General features: G+C 72.8%; 13 protein-coding genes and 1 pseudogene. 11 read left to right on the top strand and 3 right to left on the bottom strand.

The annotated features are described in order from the left end of the window. Nucleotides 1-88: 88 nt before the first annotated feature. Nucleotides 89-1,177, bottom strand: a complete 1,089-nt coding sequence (locus ACWC97_RS03100) for a hypothetical protein (RefSeq protein ID WP_450647092.1) — start codon at nucleotides 1,175-1,177, stop codon at nucleotides 89-91. A gap of 269 nt (nucleotides 1,178-1,446) precedes the next feature. Here ACWC97_RS03100 and ACWC97_RS03095 point away from each other — a divergent pair, with 269 nt between their 5' ends. From ACWC97_RS03095 to ACWC97_RS03070, 6 genes are all read left to right on the top strand, one after another. Further along, nucleotides 1,447-3,096 carry an ABC transporter substrate-binding protein gene (locus ACWC97_RS03095; RefSeq protein WP_352280656.1) on the top strand — a complete coding sequence of 550 codons (1,650 nt, stop codon included), beginning with the start codon at nucleotides 1,447-1,449 and terminating at the stop codon, nucleotides 3,094-3,096. A gap of 110 nt (nucleotides 3,097-3,206) precedes the next feature. Then, complete coding sequence (locus tag ACWC97_RS03090; RefSeq protein ID WP_450647090.1) at nucleotides 3,207-5,267, top strand: alpha/beta hydrolase family protein; 2,061 nt, start codon at nucleotides 3,207-3,209, stop codon at nucleotides 5,265-5,267. Continuing rightward, the gene (locus ACWC97_RS03085; protein WP_352280660.1) at nucleotides 5,264-6,328 is read left to right on the top strand and encodes an ABC transporter permease; all 1,065 of its coding nucleotides are present in this window, start codon (nucleotides 5,264-5,266) and stop codon (nucleotides 6,326-6,328) included. The genes ACWC97_RS03090 and ACWC97_RS03085 overlap by 4 nt, the downstream gene beginning before the upstream one ends. Then, the gene (locus ACWC97_RS03080) at nucleotides 6,325-7,182 is read left to right on the top strand and encodes an ABC transporter permease (RefSeq protein ID WP_450647087.1); all 858 of its coding nucleotides are present in this window, start codon (nucleotides 6,325-6,327) and stop codon (nucleotides 7,180-7,182) included. Before ACWC97_RS03085 ends, ACWC97_RS03080 begins: the two co-directional genes overlap by 4 nt. Then, complete coding sequence (locus tag ACWC97_RS03075) at nucleotides 7,182-9,095, top strand: ABC transporter ATP-binding protein (RefSeq protein WP_450647085.1); 1,914 nt, start codon at nucleotides 7,182-7,184, stop codon at nucleotides 9,093-9,095. Before ACWC97_RS03080 ends, ACWC97_RS03075 begins: the two co-directional genes overlap by 1 nt. Nucleotides 9,096-9,193: 98 nt before the next feature. After that, nucleotides 9,194-9,811, top strand: coding sequence for a helix-turn-helix domain-containing protein (locus tag ACWC97_RS03070; RefSeq protein WP_352280665.1), 618 nt, complete (start codon nucleotides 9,194-9,196; stop codon nucleotides 9,809-9,811). Between the two features lie 84 nt (nucleotides 9,812-9,895). Here the strand turns inward: ACWC97_RS03070 and ACWC97_RS03065 are convergent. Both ACWC97_RS03065 and ACWC97_RS03060 read right to left on the bottom strand, forming a co-directional pair. Then, nucleotides 9,896-11,082: pseudogene (locus tag ACWC97_RS03065) on the bottom strand (dihydrofolate reductase family protein). 38 nt (nucleotides 11,083-11,120) lie between these two features. Continuing rightward, complete coding sequence (locus ACWC97_RS03060) at nucleotides 11,121-12,548, bottom strand: helix-turn-helix domain-containing protein (RefSeq protein ID WP_450647083.1); 1,428 nt, start codon at nucleotides 12,546-12,548, stop codon at nucleotides 11,121-11,123. A 374-nt stretch (nucleotides 12,549-12,922) separates the two neighbouring features. Here ACWC97_RS03060 and ACWC97_RS03055 point away from each other — a divergent pair, with 374 nt between their 5' ends. Genes ACWC97_RS03055 through ACWC97_RS03035 form a run of 5 tightly spaced genes read left to right on the top strand, consistent with a single transcriptional unit; the run spans nucleotide 12,923 to nucleotide 16,661 of the window. Continuing rightward, a complete protein-coding gene (locus tag ACWC97_RS03055; protein ID WP_450647081.1) occupies nucleotides 12,923-13,483 on the top strand; it encodes a nucleoside-diphosphate kinase in 561 nt (186 codons plus the stop codon). Nucleotides 13,484-13,502: 19 nt separating this feature from the next. After that, nucleotides 13,503-14,681, top strand: a complete 1,179-nt coding sequence (locus ACWC97_RS03050; protein WP_450647080.1) for a radical SAM protein — start codon at nucleotides 13,503-13,505, stop codon at nucleotides 14,679-14,681. Beyond that, complete coding sequence (locus ACWC97_RS03045) at nucleotides 14,678-15,280, top strand: 3'-5' exonuclease (RefSeq protein ID WP_450647078.1); 603 nt, start codon at nucleotides 14,678-14,680, stop codon at nucleotides 15,278-15,280. The genes ACWC97_RS03050 and ACWC97_RS03045 overlap by 4 nt, the downstream gene beginning before the upstream one ends. Further along, on the top strand, nucleotides 15,274-15,885 hold the full coding sequence (locus tag ACWC97_RS03040; RefSeq protein ID WP_450647076.1) for an AAA family ATPase: 612 nt from the start codon (nucleotides 15,274-15,276) through the stop codon (nucleotides 15,883-15,885). The genes ACWC97_RS03045 and ACWC97_RS03040 overlap by 7 nt, the downstream gene beginning before the upstream one ends. Further along, nucleotides 15,882-16,661 (top strand): aldo/keto reductase, encoded by a 780-nt coding sequence (locus ACWC97_RS03035; RefSeq protein ID WP_450647074.1) that lies wholly within the window; start codon nucleotides 15,882-15,884, stop codon nucleotides 16,659-16,661. Before ACWC97_RS03040 ends, ACWC97_RS03035 begins: the two co-directional genes overlap by 4 nt. The last annotated feature ends 79 nt before the right edge of the window (nucleotides 16,662-16,740 follow it).

The raw sequence follows: 16,740 nt of genomic DNA, 5'->3' as shown, positions 1-16,740 counted from the left end.
TCCGGGGGTGTGCCCATATTCCGCCGGGCACACCCCCGTCCGTACCCGCTGGTCACAGCCGAGCCCGGCCTGATCCGGACGAAGGACGCTAACCCACCGACTCGCCCGCGCGGACGCCCGCCCAGGCCAGGGCGGTCATCGCGCGGGCCTCGTCCGGGCCCGCCTCGGGGCGGCGTTCGGGCGGGAGGCCGGCCGGGCCTGCGGTGGCGACGGCGGAGTGCCGCAGCCGGTCCAGCGCGTCCGGGGGGACGCCGTCGGGCAGCGGCCCCAGGCTTCGGGCGGCGCGGGCCGCCTGCCGCCCGAGGAGCAGGCAGTGGATCCACAGCTCCTCGGCGAAGGCGTCGCCGAAGGTCCGGGCCACCTCCGTCGCGAGGTCCTTCGGCATCCGTGGGGCCCGTACGGCTTCCTCGGTGAGGCCGGTCGCGGGGAGCGCGTCGCGCCAGCGGTGGTGGCCGCGTCCGCCGTCGGCGCCGTTCTCCTGCCCGACGAGCCGGACGTACCCCTCGCCGTACCGCATGTACGGGATCCAGCCCGGCTCCTCCAGGACCCGCCCCCGGTCCAGCAGCGGTGCGGCGTCGGCGGCGGAGGTGGGGCAGACGGCGAGCCGGATGCCCTGCGCGGCGTGGTCGTTGATGCTCGTCGTGCCGATGTGCTCGACGACGTTCGGCACGGCGAGCAGGCTCATCCGGCCGCGCCCCCGGAAGAAGGCGGAGAGCAGTTCGTCGTCGTGGCGCTCGGCGCTGTCGCGGGCGTACGCGCGGAACGCGGCGGCGCTTTCGACCGGCAGGCAGAGGGCGAGGGACGGCGTGAACTCGTCCGGCACGGCCCGTACCCAGGAGGCGCCCGCGAGGGCGGCGAGCCGGGCGGTGGCGCCGTTGCGGGCGTGCCAGTTGGTGTAGAAGACCAGGGCCTCGTCGGGGAACCGGGCGGCGGACCGGCCCACGATCTCCAGCAGTTCGGCCGGGGCGTCGACATCGTCCTGCACGACCAGGTGGTGACCGGCCCCCGGGGCCACCGCCGCCCAGGCGACCAGGGCGGTCCGCAGGGCGGAGGGCGGCCCCTGCGGGTCCGGGTCGAGGGCGAGGCCGTCGAGTCGGAGCCGGGCGGCGAGATCCCGGGCCTGGGCGAGGCGGACGGGGTGGGTCATGACGGCCGAACTCACGTGGGGCTGGGGCACGCTGCGCTCCTCGTCAGGGGTGGTCGCCGGTCATGGTCGCAGAGCGGGGCCGGGCGGACCCGGGTGTGCCAGGAGTTTGGCCGGATCGGGGGCGGTGGCGGCCTAGGGGAGACGGCAGTAGCCGACCAGAGCGGACAAATAAGCGCCAAAGGGGACTGTTCTGTTCGAATCCTAGGACTCCTTTGACACCCTCAAAGTTTCGCGTATACCTTCCATGCCCAGTTGGGTTTCCTCAGTGGACGCTCGATGTGGACGAAGGGGCTGTTCCCATGCATGCGGAACCCACAGGACAGTACGGTCGGATCGGGCGGCGCGGAGTGCTCCGCGCGGCGGGAGCGGGTGCCGGTGTGCTCGCCTTCTCGGCGATCCTCTCGGCCTGTGCGCCGCAGCGGCCCGAGGGCGGGGAACCGGCCGACGGAACCGCGGCCCAGGGCTCCGACGCCCCGATCCGCACACTGACCCTGGCGCTGCCGTCGTCCCTTTCCACCCTGGACGTCAGCCGCGAGTCCGGCATCCTCAACTACGTCGTGGCCTGCCTGGCCCAGGAGTCGCTGCTCTCGGTCGGGCCCACCGGCAAGCTCGGCCCCGGTCTCGCCGAGAGCTGGAAGCAGCCCGACGCCACCACGTACGTCTACACCCTGCGCCGCGACGCCAAGTTCTCCGACGGCACCCCGGTCACCACCGACGACGTGCTCGCCTCCATCGACGCCGCCCGGGACACCGGCAGCGGACTGGCCTACGCCTGGGCCGACGTCGCCTCCGTCCGGGCGACCGGCGCCCGCGAGATCACCGTACGGCTGAAGCACCCCGACGCGGCCTTCGCCTGGACGCCGACCCCCGGCACCCTGCTGATCAGCAGCAAGGCGTTCCTCACCCGGAACAAGGGCAAGGTGGGCACGCCGAAGACGCTGCTGCTGGGGTCGGGACCGTACCGGGTGACGTCCTTCGCCGCCGACGACCACGTGGCCCTGGAGCGCAACGACCACTGGTGGGGCGACCGCCCCTCGGTGCGCACGCTGAAGCTGTCGTTCGTCCCCGACGCCGGGACCCGGCTCGTCGCCATGAAGTCCGGTTCCGTCGACGGCGCGCTGAGCCTCCCGTCCGACGAGGCGCGCAGCTGGGAGCGGGAGGCCCGGGTCACCTACACCGGCGACCGCTCCGTGGTGGCCCTCGCCTTCGACACCGCGCGGGCGCCCTTCGACGACGTGCACGTGCGCAGGGCGTTCGCCCACGCGGCCGACCGGGCCGGGATGACCAAGGGCATCCTGCACGGCAAGGCAGAGGTGGCCTCCACCCTCGTCTCGCCCGACATGTGGGGCGACCTGCTCACCGCCGACGCGGTCGGCACCGCCTACGACAAGCTCCCCGCCTGGGACTTCGACCTCGACCTGGCCCGGGCGGAACTCGCGAAGTCCGCCCACAAGGACGGCTTCACCGTCGACCTCACGTACCCGAGCAGCGGACCCCAGCTGGGCAAGGCGGCCCTGGCGCTGGCGGCCTCGCTGAAGGAGCTCGGCATCACGCTGAACGTCAAGGAGACCACGCTGGAGCAGTGGATCGCCGACCTGGTGCCCGGCAAGAAGCCCCTCCAGTTCCTCTGGTACTACCCCGTCACCGGCGACCCGGCGGAGCTGACCAACGCCTACCTGGACAGCGGGGCCACCCCGACCAACCTGCCGCACTACGCCAACAGGACCGTCGACAAGGCCCTGGCCACCGCCCGGAAGACCGTCGACCCGGCCGTGCGCGGCACCCACCTGATGACCGCCGTCACGGCCGCCGCCGCCGATCTGCCCTACCTGCCGCTGTGGTGGGCGCAGACCGCGACGGCCTTCTCCAAGGACCTCGTGTTCGAGGAACCCGGCCCCTTCGCCCTCGTCGGCCCCTGGGCCACCCGGGTCAAGAAGGCGGCCGCCTGAGACCGCGTGCCGGGCGGGAACCCCCTCAATTCCCCCGAGCCCGCCCGGCACGCACCCCTTCGGAACCGCCGGTCCGCCCCCACGCCCGTAGCAGCACGAACGGAACGCCCATGCCCTCCGCCCTCCCGGTACCCGGCACCGCCGGGGAACCGGCCGCCGCCGTCCGCCGCGTCCGTACCGCCATGTCCGAGCAGACCGTGCCGTCGGACAGCCGGATCGGTCCGGACGGACGCGGAGTGGCGGTCACCGTCTACGGGCCCTGGGGCAGCGACGTCCTGATCGCACCGGTCGACGGCCCCGGACTCCCGCTGCCCACCGCCCCGTCCGACCCCGCCGGACGGTCCCGGCACACCCCGCGCTGGCTGCCCGACTCCCGGACGGTCCTGCTGGTCACCGAACCGGTGCGGCCCGGCCCCCCGGTGCTGACCGCCTGGGACACCCGGACCGGCGAACACCGCGAACTCGCCACCGTTCCCGGTGCGGTGGAGGAGCTGTACGTCTCCGACGACGGCACCGAGATCCTGCTGCTGGCCGCCGACGACGGGGCCGAGCGCGACGGGATGAACCTGGGGCTGCCGGTCCGGCTCGGCCCGCCCCCCGTACCGGTCTCCCACCACCCGGACGCCGGACGGCGCCGGCTGCTCCACGCCCCGCTCCGGCCCGCCGACGGATCCGGGCTGCCCGCGCCCGTCGAACTCCGGGACGCCGGGCCCGCCGGGCTGACCGTCTGGAACGCCGCCTGGCGCGGCGGCCGCACCGCCGTGGCCACCGTCTCCGCGGAACCGCTGCCCGCCGGCTACTACCACGCCCGGCTGGCCCGGATCGACCTCGCCGACGGTTCCGCCGTCACCCTCCACGAACCCCTGGGCCAGCTCGCGGCGCCCGCGCTCGCCCGGGACGGACGCCGTGCGGCGGTCGCCGAAGGCATCTCCATCGTCGCGGGCCGCCCGCTCCTCCTCGACCTCGACGACCCCACCGCCACGGCCGTGGGAACCCCCGGTGCCGAGGACGTCACCTGGACGGGATTCCGCCCGGACGACGAGGACCGGCTCCTTACCGCCGGATGGAGCGGCACCGGAAGCCGGATCGCGGAGTTCCGGGCCGGGGCGGTCACCGTGCTCCACGAGGAGCGGGCCGTGCTCGGCGGGGCCGGCGCCCAGCCCGCCCTCAGCCTCAGCGCCGACGGCCGGACCGCCGCGACCGTGCGCGAGGCCCCCGGCGAACCGCCCCGGGCCGTCGTCGCAGCCACCTCCGGCCCCGACGCCTGGACCTGGCGGCCCGTCACCGCCCCGGACCCGGCCGCCGCCCGCCGCGACGCGGGCCACGGCGACCTCGCCCGGCTCCGGACCCGCGACACCGCCTGGACCGCCTCGGACGGCACCCCCGTACACGGCCTGCTGCTCGACGACCCCTCCCCGGAGCCCGGCCCCCGCCCGCTCGCCGTGGTGCTGCACGGCGGCCCGTCCTGGCAGTGGTCCGCCGGATACGCCCCGGCCGACGTACTCGGACTGGCGCCCGCCCTGGCCGCCGCCGGATGGCTGGTGCTCCTGCCCAACCCGCGCGGCAGCAGCGGCTACGGCCTGGACCACGCCCGCGCCGTCGTCGGCGCCTGCGGCGAGGTGGACCTCGACGACGTCCTCACCGGCGTCGCCCACCTGGTCGCCGGGGGCGAGGCACTGCCCGGCCGGTCCGCCGTACTCGGCCACAGCTACGGCGGATTCCTCGCCGCGCTCGCCGCCGCCCGCACCGACGCCTTCCGCGCCGCAGTCGTGGTCTCCGCCCCCACCGACTGGCTGAGCTTCGCCCACACCTCCGTCATCGGCGGCGGGTACGAGGAGACGTACGCCCTCGGCGACGCCCGCACCCCCGAGGGCCGCACCGCCCTCCTCGACCACTCCCCGCTCTTCGCCGAGGGCGGCGGCGCCACCCCCGTCCTCGTCCTGCACGGCGAGCACGACCGGATCACCCCGCCCGGCCAGGCGCACGAGCTGTACCGCGCCCTGGCCCGCCGCGCCGGGGCCCCCGTCGAACTGCACGTCTACCCCGCCGAGGGCCACGAGTTCACCGACCCCGCCCACCTGCTGGACGCCACCGCCCGCGCCGAGCAGTGGCTCGCCCGGCACACCGCCCCCGAGGCGGCGCCCCGCCACGGCACGAAGGACACCCCGTGACCGACACCGGCCTCCCCCCGGCCGCCCCGCCGCCCCCCTGGCACACCCGGCTGCGCGACGCCCTGCCCCTGCGCCACGTCGCGCGGCGGCTCGCGGGCACCGCCGGGCTGCTGCTCGTCCTCTCGCTGGCCGTCTTCGCCCTGCTCCGGTTCGCCCCCGGCGACCCCGCCCGTACCCTCCTCGGCACCCGCAGCGCCACCCCCGAGGCGCTGGCCTCCGTCCGGGCCGCCCACCACCTGGACGAACCGTTCGTCACGCAGTACGCGCGCTGGCTGACCGGCGCGTTCGGCGGCGACCTCGGCACCTCCATCCGTACCGGCGAGAGCGTCGCCGCCGCACTGGGCGAACGGCTGGCACTCACCGGCCAGCTCGTGTGCGCGGGCTTCGCCGTCGCCCTGCTGCTGGGGATCCCGCTGGGCGTGCTGGCCGGGCTGCGCGCCCGGCGGCCCGTCGACCGCGCCGTACAGAGCCTCGGCGTCCTCGCCCTGTCCACCCCGGCCTTCGCCGGCGGCCTGCTCCTCATCTACGTCTTCTCCCTGATGCTGGGCTGGCTGCCCGCGTACGGGCCCGGCACCGGCGGCACCGACCGGCTGCTCCATCTGCTGCTGCCCGGCATCACCCTCGGCCTCGCCGTGACCGCCGTGCTGATCAAGCTCGTCCGGGCCGCCGTCATCCGCGAACTGGCCCGGGAACACGTCACGTTCGCCCTGGCCCGCGGCGTGCCGACCCGCACCGTGCTCGTCCGGTACGTGCTCCGGGGCACCGCCGTGCCGGTCACCACCGGCATCGGACTCGTCCTCGCCTATCTGCTGGCCGGAACCGTGCTGGTCGAGCAGGTCTTCGCGCTGCCGGGGCTCGGACAGCTCCTCGTCCAGTCGGTGACCTTCAAGGACATCCCCGTCGTCCAGGCCGAGGCGCTCCTGCTCGCCGCCCTGATCTGCCTCGCGAACCTCGCCACCGACCTCACCCACCCCCTGGTCGACCCCCGGCTGCGCACCGGCCACCCCCGCCGCGCCCCCGGCCGGACCGCACCGGACGAGCCCGCCGAGGTGACGGCATGACCACCCCCTCCGCCACCGTCGCCACCACGCCCGCGAAGCGGACCGGGCGGCGCCTGTTCGGCCCGCTCACCACCGTCTGCGCCGTGGTCGCCGTCCTCCTGGTCGCCGCCGCCGTCGCCGGACAGTGGCTGTTCCCCGACTGGAACCGGCAGGACCTGCTGGCCACCGGCGCCATGCCCGGCGCCGGACCCCTCCTCGGCACCGACGAACTCGGCCGCGACATCTGGCACATGCTGATCGCCGGAGCGCGCAGCACCCTCGCCGGGGCCGCCCTGGTCGCAGTCGGCTCCATGATCATCGGCAATCTGCTCGGCCTGACCGGCGGCTACTTCGGCGGCCCCGCCGACACCGCCGTACGACGCCTGGCCGACCTGCTGCTGGCCCTGCCCGCCCTGCTCGTCACCATCGTCGTCGCCGGGATCGGCGGCGGCGGGTACGCGCTCGCGGTCGGGGTCCTGATCGTGCTGACCTCGCCCGGGGACATCCGACTGGTCCGGTCGGCCGTCCTGGAGCAGCGCCACCGCCCGTACGTGGAAGCGGCCCGGACCCTCGGCCTGCCCGCCCGGACGATCATGGTGCGGCACATCTGGCCCACCGTGCTCCCGGTCGTCGTGGCCAACACGATGCTCAACTTCGCGGGCGCGATCGTCGCCCTGGCCTCGCTCTCCTTCCTCGGCCTGGGCGTACCGCCCGGGGCCCCGGACTGGGGCCGGATGCTCGCCGAGAACCGCACCCTCCTGTACGACAACCCGGCGGCCGCCCTGGCACCGGCCGTCGCCGTGATCGTCTCCGCGGTCGTGGTGAACCTCCTCGGCGACCGGCTGTTCGAGTACTTCTCCGACCGGAGGCCCTGATGACCGAGGTCCACACCGCCACCGCGCCCCTCCTGGAAGTCACCGGCCTGCGGATCGCCACGACCGGGGCCGCGTCCGGACCCGCCACCGTCCTCGACGGGATCGCCCTGACCGTCGCCGCGGGGGAGTGCGTCGCGGTCGTCGGGGAGTCCGGCAGCGGCAAGTCGCTCGCCGTGCGCGCCGTCGCCGGACTGCTCCCCGAGGGCGTCGCCGTCACCGGCGGCACCGTCCGCCTGGCCGGCCAGGACGCCGGGCGACTGCCCCGCGCCGAACGGCACGCCCTGCGCGGCCGCCGGATCTCCCTGCTCATGCAGGACCCGTTCACCATGCTCCACCCGCAGCTCACCTGCGGACAGCAGATCGCCGACGGGCTCCGCGCCGACCTGCCCGCCCTCGCCGCGGCCCGCGGACGGCGCGCCCGCCGCGCGGCCCTGCGCGCCGAGACGGTACGCCGGCTCGCCGAGGTCGGTCTCGCACCGGACGTCGCCGACCGCTACCCCCACGAACTCTCCGGCGGCATGCGCCAGCGCGTCGCCACCGCCGCCGCCCTCGCCGGCGACCCGGAACTCCTCGTCGCCGACGAACCCACCACCGCCCTGGACGCCGCCAACCAGCGAGCCGTCCTGGAACTCCTGCGCGGCCTGCTGGACCGGCGCGGCATGGGACTGCTGCTCATCACGCACGACCTGTCGGTCGCCTTCGCCACCTGCGACCGGGTCTACGTCCTGTACGCCGGGACCGTCCTGGAGGAGGGCCCGGCGGCCGACCTGCGCCGCGCCCCCCGCCACCCGTACACCGCCGCGCTGCTCGCCGCCGAACCCTCGGCCCACGTACGGCACGAACGGCTGCCCACGGTCCCCGGCTCCGTACCCCCGCCGGGGCGGCGGACCGGCGGCTGCCCCTTCGTCGACCGCTGCCCGCACGCGGCCCCGGAATGCCGCACCACCGCCGTCACGCTCCGGGTGCCGCCCCCGCTCCCGGGCCGCCCGGACAGCGGCGAACGGCGCTCCGCCTGCGTACGGCTGGCCGGGATCGGCGCCGACCTCACCCCGCCGTCCCCCGTACCGGCCGCCCCCGGCACCGCTCCCGCCGTGGACGAGGACGCCGTACCGGCCCTGCGGATACGCGGAGTGCGCCGCACCTTCCGGGACGGCGGCCACCCCGCCGTCCGCGACGTGGACCTGACCGTGCCCGCCGGGCGGATCACCGCACTGGTCGGGGAATCCGGCTCGGGGAAGACCACCCTGGCCCGCATCGCCGTCGGCCTGGAGACCTTCGACGAGGGCCGGGTGGACGTCGGCCCCGTCCCGCTGACCGCCGGACGGCTGCCCACCCGGGCGGAGCGGGCACGGCTCGCCCCGCAGGTGCAGATCGTCTTCCAGGACCCGTTCTCCTCGCTGCCCCCGCTGCGCACCGTCGGAGCCACCCTGGCCGAGGCGCTGACCGCCGCCGGCCGGATCACCGGCGGTTCGGCGGCCGCGCGCCGCGCCCGGCGCACCGAACTCGTCGGCCAGTTGCTCGACCAGGTCGGCCTGGAACGCTCCTACGCCGAACGGCGCCCCGCCGCGCTCTCCGGCGGGGAACGCCAACGGGTCGCCCTGGCCCGCGCGTTCGCCGTCCGGCCCAGGCTGCTGATCTGCGACGAGGCGGTCGCCGCGCTGGACGTGTCCGTCCAGGCCCAACTCCTCAACCTGCTGGCCGACATGCAGCGCACCGAAGGGTTCGCGGTGCTGTTCATCACCCACGACCTGGGGGTGGTGCGCCAGATCGCCGACGAGGTCGCGGTCATGGTCCGGGGCGAGCTGGTCGAACGCGGCACGGTGTCCGAGGTCCTGGACGACCCGCGTCATCCGTGGACCCGCCGGATGCTGGACGCCGTACCGGGCTTGGACCCGTCCGTGTCCCCGTCCTAAACTGACGCCCGCCCAGGCCCGTGCCACCGCACCGACGAGCCGGAGGAGCAGGGGCGCCGCCCACCGGGACCGCCGCCCGGCCGAAGGAGACGTCCGCGATGCCCGTGCCCCAAGGCCCGCCACCCGCCGCCGCACCCGCCCGCACCCCGGCGACGAACCGCCCGGCCACCGGCGACGTGGTCCGCACCGCGCTGTCGGTCAACCTCAACCGCCGCCGTCTCGCCCGGGGCTGGAGCCTGCGCGAGATGTCCGCCGAGACCGGGATCAGCAAGGGGCTGCTCTCCCAGATCGAACGCGGCGAGGCCAACCCGACGCTGGACGTCGTCACCCGCATAGCCGCCGTCCTGCGCACCGACCCCGCCGACCTGCTGCGCGGATCGCTGCGCGAACCGGAGATCCTGCGGGCCGGCGAGATCGACGAGCCCGACGGCGAGAGCGCCGTCAACCTCCTCTTCGCCGCACACGGCCACAGCCGCTTCGAGGTCTACCGCTCCCGCCTCCACCCGCACGCCCAGAGCCAGATCAGCTCGCACGGCACGGGATCCGTGGAGTACGTCATGGTCGTCTCGGGCCGGGTCACCCTCGTCGTCGACGAGGTGCCCTACGACCTCCACGCCGGGGACAGCGCCCGCTTCGACGGCCGGGTCAGCCACTACTACACGACCGAGGACAGCCCGGCCGCCACCCACAGCATCGTCGGCTACCCGCTCGGCTGACACGGGGGCGTCACGGCGCCCCGCGTCGGCCTCCGCGGTGATCCATGTCCGGCGCCAACGGGCGATCATGGGCTGACCCGTTACTCAGAGCAGGTGCCGGTTGGGGGCTTGCGCGGCGTCCGCGTATTCCGGCAGGGCGACGACCATGACGTCGGCTTCTTCGAGGATCTCGGTGCCTTCGGCATCGGTGACGAAGGTGTCGGGTTCGCTCCAGGCGGTGACGACGCGGTGGATGCCGGATTCCTTGATGAGCTGGGCGCAGGGGCGGGGGCGGGATGCCCGCTTGGCGCAGGGTTCGAGGGAGCTGTAGATCGTGGCGGTGGCGAGGCGGGGGTCGGTGGCGGGGAGTTTGGCGAGGGCGCCTTCTTCGGCGTGGTCGTGCGGGTCGTTCTCGCGGGAGTAGCCGCGGGCGAGCTCGGTTCCGTCGGCGGCGACGATGACGGCCCCCACACTGAATGCGGTGACCGAGGGTGGGCAGCAGGTGGCCAGCTCGCAGGCGAGGGCAAGCCAGGCCCGGTCCGTCGCCTCGGCTGTACGGCCGGTGCCGGGTGGACCGGCTTGAAAGGGCGTGCTCATCGGGGCTCCGTCGATGTGTCCTTGGGCGCGTACCTCAGGAGTACCACGTCGTTGATCCGACGGACTTCGAGGAGCCTGAGTCGCGCGGTCGGACCACCGGGGTATCCGGCCGGGCCGAACATGCGTACCGCGTCCGGCTGGCCGACCAGCAGTGGGGCGACGACGAGTTGCAGCTCGTCGGCGAGTCCTGCCTCAAGGAGTTGTGTGTGGATGGTGCCGCCGCCTTCGATCATGAGCCGCTCGACGTCGTACACCTCACCGAGGAGGCCGAGTGAGGTCGGCCAGACGGCCTCGGCAGGGATGCTCCGTACGGTGGCCAGGTTGCCGAGGTTGGCTCGGGCCTTCGTGGCGGCCTCATCCCCGACGGCCAGGACGAGCTTGTCGCCGCCGTGGTGCCAGAACTTCCAGTCCGGGTCGAGATCGCCCGTTCCCGTGAGGGTGACCTTCAACGGGTACTCCGGCTTGCCGGCGGCGACCCGGGACGCCCTGCGCTCGGCAGAGTTGACGAGGAGGCGGGGGTTGTCGGCGCGGAGTGTTCCAGCGCCGACGAGGATGGCGTCGACGTCGGCTCGTACGGAGTCGACCCGGTCGAAGTCGTCCTGGTTGGACAGCAGCAGCCGTGCGTCGCCCGGACGAGTGTCGAGGTGGCCGTCAATCGATACGGCAGCGGACAGCAGGACGTAGGGGCGGGACACGCTATCTCCAGATCTCCAGAAGGTGCGCACGGGTCGGGTCAGGCTGGATGCAGAACGATACGGTCGAGCGCGGACCGGAATTCGGCTACGTCGTCCTCACCGACTGCCGGGGCCAATGCCTGGTCGAGCCGGTCGAGCTGAACGAAGATCCGTGCGGAACCGGTTTCGGCAGCGATTCCCACAGCCTGCCGGCCGATTCGTGCGGCCAGTGTCACGTTGCCGGTACCCGCGTGGGAACGGGCGGCGCGGGCGAGATAGACGCCACGGTCCCGCCGGTATGTGGAAGGAAGCACCGTGAGAGCGGCGTCGAAGCCCGCTGCGGCCCGTTCGTAGTCGCCGAGCGCGGCGAGCGAACGGGCTCTGGCAGTGTTGATGTAGGCCGTGTCGAGCCATGAGCCCCACACACCATCGCTATCCGATCGGCCGAGCATCAGGAGTGCGGTGTCGTACGCCCTGTGTGCTTCGTCTCCTTCGCCGAGCACGGCATGTGCGTGTGCTGCGTGCAGGACGGCGATTACTTCGAGCCGACTGCCGGGCCGGGCCGTGCGTCGGGCGGCGGAGGCGAGCCCGAGGGCATCGGTGGGATGCCCGGTGTCGACCGCGAGCTGAGCCTTGCGGGCGAGTACGTACGCGGTGAGGTTCGTATCGCCTGCGACGTGGGAGGCGTCGAGTGCTTTCGCCGTGTGGCCGTGGGCGGTACGTGTGTCGCCGATGTCCTGGGCGAACCAACCTGCCAGCTCTTCGTAGCGGGTTTCCAGCCCGCGAAGCCTCACGGCGTCGGCGCCCCGTGCTGCCCGGCGTCTGGCAACGAGGTGGGCGAGATGTTGCTGTAACGCGGGCAGCACGTGGCGGGGGCCGATGAGGTTGTCGGTCTGGATCAACGTCCGGCGGAGCAGTGCGAAGTATTCGATGGGCGAGCCCATGTCCGCGAGTTCGGCGATGGTTGCCACTGTTGGGGCTGTGAGGGCCGATGCCGCCAGGCCAGCGATCCCGGAGGCGAGAACGGCACGGCGGGGCATGGGCACGAAGTGGATCCTTCCGAGGATTCGAGCGGGGACGACGACCAAGTTCGCCTCGTCATCCAGTGAGCTTGGCCGACTGGGCACGTACACGGCCAGAGGTGTCCTGTTGCTGGCCCCATGGCCCAGTTCATTGGCCCCATGGGCAGTTGTCTCACCTCTGGACAGGAGAACCGATCCGTTCTGGGGAGCCTGGCACTCTGCCTCGTCCCAGTGACGCACCAATGCGCCTGCGGTGTCGAGCACTCTGTCGAGGACGACGGCTGCCTCCCGTGGGACGGGACGTTCGGCGCGTTCGAAGCGCCCGAGATGAGAGCGGTCGATCAGCGCCTTCCGGGCGAGGACCTGTTGTGACATGCGGCGGGCCTCACGGAACTGGCGAAGTTCGTAACCCCACCGGTGCCACGGGCCAGCACCGGGAGTCAGCTCATTCGGTCGCTGCCCCATGCTTCCCCCACTGCCAATTTCGGGTTGCCCTGTGGATTGATGCCATCGGGAAGGCCGCATCCCGACGGGGCCTGCGGAGCCAGCTCGTGGGGCTCCATCCAGAGGCTCCCGAGCAGGCGCTCGAGCCGCTTTCATCGTCCGTACGAGCTGATCACACGGTATCCGAAGGGTCCACGTGGTGCTCCGGAACCGCGTCGTGAGACGCGAGAGTCAGCGATCCTATCCCGCGCTTCTTTCTCATTTGGGAGGCACATCATGTCCCTGGCGCTCTATCCGCACAGCAGATCTGCGTGGGCTGACCTGCCCAACGCGAGTGGGCTCGGCACGGATTCATGCGCTGGCCTGGGGGAGCCCCGTTCCGGCAGAGGCCCGTGGTGAACGGCAAGCCGCCGCCCGGGGCGGTGGTCGACGGGGTCGACTTCGGCCGTTGGTCCGTCGTGCTGTGCAAGCCGGACGCGGTGGAGCGCGGTCTGGTCGACGCTGTCCTGGAGCGGATTGCCGCGACGGGCGCCACGATCGTGCACCGTGAGCAGATCGTCGCGGGGGCGTGGCAGGCCCACGTCCACTACTGGGACGTCCTGGTGGACCGCGACTGGTTCCCCGGCCGGGACATCCCCGCGTGCCTGGACGCGGAGTACGCGGGGCGGACCGTGGTCGTCGCGCTCGCCCACGGTGCCTCGGGCATTCAGGCCCGGCTGCGGGCCGTGCTGGGCCACTTCGACCCCACCGAGGCCGCGCCGGGCACGATCCGCGGCGACCTCGGCGACGACAGCCTCCGCGCCGCGCTCGCGGAGAGCCGGCTCGTGCGCAACCTCGTCCACACCAGCGACGACGAAGCCGCCGCCCGTCGTGACTTCGGCACCTGGTTCGGCGCCGGCCGCCGTGACCTCCTTGCTCCGGTCCTTCCTGTACAGAGCACGTCCGTCGAAGCCTGACTCCCACCTGGAGACCCTGATGAGCATGCCCATCACCGGTGCCCGGCGCGCCCTGCCGATCCTCACCCCCGACCAGATCGGCGGCCTCAAGCAAGAACTCGCCGACGTCATCGAGTACCGGAAGTCGGGACTCTCGCTGAACTGGATCGTCGGGTGCCCGCTCGACTGCGGCTACTGCGTGCGCCATCTCTTCGACAACTTCGAGATGAAGGTCCCCCGCCGCCTGATGAGCGACGAGGAAGCCGTCCGCCGCCTCGTAGGCCACCCGTACTTCCGCCCGCACCGGACCCCGATCCAGCTGCTGAACCGGGCCACCGACCCGATGCTCCCCGTCGTCAAGCCACATCTCTTCCACGTGCTGCGTCAGCTCGACGACCAGGGGCTGACCAACCACGTCCTGATCATCACCCGCTGGCGCGTTGATCCTGTGGACTGCGCCGTCCTGAACAGCTTCACCCATCTGCGGCTGACCGTCCTGGTCACCCACTCCGGCATCGACAACCCGGCGATCGAACCGGTGGACAGCAACATCGCCGCCGCGTCCCTGCGCACCCTTCACATGCACGCCGAGCGGTACCGTACGGTCCTGTACTGGCGGCCCATCGTGCCCGGCCTCAACGACACCGGCCAACACATCGCCCGTGCCAAGGAGTTGTCCCAGCACGCTCACGCGACCGTCTTCACCGGGTTGTTTTTCCGCAAGGAGATCGCCGCGTATTACGAGGCGCACGGCCTGGAGATGCCGTACGAGGACACCGCCCGGCGCAAGATCATGCCCAAGGCCGCCGAGCGCCGGTTACTGGCCGCCTTCGAGGAGGACACCTCCTGGGGGCCGCTGTTCCGCAAGACCTCGTGCGGTGTCGCCTACGCGCACGGAGAAGCCGACTACAACGGGCACTACGGCATCCGCGAACTGTGCGACATGTGCCCGCCCGAGCAGATCGAGAGGTGCGAGGCCGCGTGGGTCCGTCCGGATCTCGCGGCGGTGACGCGGGAGGCGCGCGGGCTCGGCGCGACCGGCGAGATCGAAGTCAATGACCGGGCCATCGTCGTTGAGGGGTTGGACGAACCGCCGCGCTACTACCTCCAGCACGGCTTCGGCTACCAGTGCCACGACCGAGCCAAGCCCCACCACCACCGCCAGCACGGCCGCGCCGACATCGGCTGGACGGCGGAGAACGGAACACCGACCCCATGAACTTCTCCTCCTGGCCCCCGCTCCTCGTCGTCGACGTCGAGGGCAACGGCACCAACCCGCCCGACCTCGTCGAGATCGCCGCGCTCCCGGTACGCGACGGACATCCCGACACCAGCACGGCGGGTGCCTGGCTGATCAGGCCCGCCCGCCCGGTGACACCGTTCGCGGTACGGGTGCACGGCCTGACCAACCAGGTCCTGGCCGACAAGCCGGGCTGGGAGGAGACCAAAGACGCGGTCCACGCCCTCCTCGGCACGGCGTGGATCGCCGCCCACCACGCGCACGTCGACTATGGGGCCCTGACCGCACACCTCCCGCAGTGGAGGCCGGCCGGGGTCATCGACACCCTCCGGCTGGCCAAGGCCACCTATCCCGACCTGCCGAAGTACGGCTTGGACGCCCTGATCGAGCACACCGCCCCCGACCTGAGCCAGGCCCCCGCCCAGCGCCACCGTGCCACGTACGACGCCTACGCGACCGCGCAACTCCTCATCACCATGGCCGACCACTACGAGACCTGGGACCAGCTTGTGGCCGTCGCCGTACCGCCCGGCCTCCCCGGCGCACCCGAACCCGAACAGGAGTCCACTCTGTGGTAACCACTCACCGCCCCATCCGCATCGGCGTGATGGGTACCCACTCCACCGGTAAAACCCTGCTGTTGCGCCGGATCGAGAGGGAACTGTTCGCCCGGGACATCACCGTCGCGCGCACCGGCCAGCTCGGCCGGCGCGCGGCGCTCGTCCCGCTGCCCAAGATGATGCACCACACCGCGGACTCCACCCGGTGGGTCATCGCCACCGGGATCGCGGACGAAGTCGCCGCCGCCGCACGCCCGGTCGGGGACACCCCTGTACAGGTCGTCCTCGCCGACCGGGCCTGCTGGGACGCGATCGGCTACTTCCGCGCCGCCCAGGAATGGAGCGGCCGGAGCACCCACCGCACCGAACGCGAAGCCCTGCACCAGCTCGCCGCCGCGAACCCCCAGTACGACCTCCTCCTCAGCACCGTCCTCGACCCCCACCTCCCCGTCCGGCGCAAGCACGACTACGACCCCCGGTACCGGCACCTGGTCGACCACCACACCCACGCCCTGCTCCGCGAGGAGAACCTGCCGCACCTGCGAGTCACCAGCGACGAAACCAGCCGGCAGCACGCCATCGACCGAGCAGTCGAACTCTGCCTCACGGAGACGCCGGTATGACCACCCAGCCACCCGGCGGCACCGTCGACATCGCCGGAAAGACCGTCTCCCGCCTCGGCTTCGGCACCATGCGCCTCACCGGCCCCGGCACCTGGGGCGACCCCGACAACCGCGACCGGGCCATCGGCATGCTGCGCAGCGCGGTCGACGCCTTCGGCATCACCCACCTCGACACCGCCGACGCCTACGGCCCCCACACCGTCGAGCACCTGATCAAGGACGCTCTCCACCCCTACCCGGGCAACCTCCTCATCGCGACCAAGGTCGGCTTCGCGAGACCGGCACCAGACGTGTGGGTGCCGCACGGCCACCCTGTCTACCTCCGCGCCTGCGTCGAAGCGAGCCTGCGCCGCCTCGCCGTCGAACGGCTCGATCTGTGCTACCTGCACCGCATCGACCCCGCCGTCCCCCTCGCAGCCCAGCTCGGAACCCTCGCGGAACTGCGCGACGAAGGGAAGATCGGGCACATCGGCCTCTCCAAGGTCACGCACGACGACTTCACACTGGCCCGCAAGCAGATCCCCGTCGCCGCGGTTCAGAACGTACTGAACATCCACGCCCGCTACGACGCGGTCCTGGAGGCGTGCATCCACGCGGAGATCCCCTACGTCGCCTACCGGCCGCTCGACGCGGGAGCCGCACTCCTGGACGGGGACGCGACCGGCCCGCTGTGCTGGCTCCTCGCCCGCGCCCCGAACATCGCCGTCATCCCGGGAACCAGCAAGCCGGAGCACCTGGCCCGCAACGTCAAAGCCATAACCGGGAGCCGAGCATGACGCTCCTCGCGGCTCCGGTTGTCGCTTGGCCACGGCACAGGACTCCGCGCCCGCATAACCGACATGGAGCAGCTCCCGG

The organism is Streptomyces sp. NPDC001108 (assembly GCF_053598535.1).
Note: the sequence above shows the minus strand (reverse complement) of the source record. Positions and strands in the feature narration are given on the sequence as shown.

Bases quoted from the DNA above. Each gene is read 5' to 3' on its own strand.
- ACWC97_RS03095 (WP_352280656.1), top strand. From the start codon at position 1,447: ATGCATGCGGAACCCACAGGACAGTACGGTCGGATCGGGCGGCGCGGA.
- ACWC97_RS03090 (WP_450647090.1), top strand. From the start codon at position 3,207: ATGCCCTCCGCCCTCCCGGTACCCGGCACCGCCGGGGAACCGGCCGCC.
- ACWC97_RS03080 (WP_450647087.1), top strand. From the start codon at position 6,325: ATGACCACCCCCTCCGCCACCGTCGCCACCACGCCCGCGAAGCGGACC.
- ACWC97_RS03075 (WP_450647085.1), top strand. From the start codon at position 7,182: ATGACCGAGGTCCACACCGCCACCGCGCCCCTCCTGGAAGTCACCGGC.
- ACWC97_RS03070 (WP_352280665.1), top strand. From the start codon at position 9,194: ATGCCCGTGCCCCAAGGCCCGCCACCCGCCGCCGCACCCGCCCGCACC.
- ACWC97_RS03060 (WP_450647083.1), bottom strand. From the start codon at position 12,548: ATGGGGCAGCGACCGAATGAGCTGACTCCCGGTGCTGGCCCGTGGCAC.
- ACWC97_RS03050 (WP_450647080.1), top strand. From the start codon at position 13,503: ATGAGCATGCCCATCACCGGTGCCCGGCGCGCCCTGCCGATCCTCACC.
- ACWC97_RS03045 (WP_450647078.1), top strand. From the start codon at position 14,678: ATGAACTTCTCCTCCTGGCCCCCGCTCCTCGTCGTCGACGTCGAGGGC.
- ACWC97_RS03035 (WP_450647074.1), top strand. From the start codon at position 15,882: ATGACCACCCAGCCACCCGGCGGCACCGTCGACATCGCCGGAAAGACC.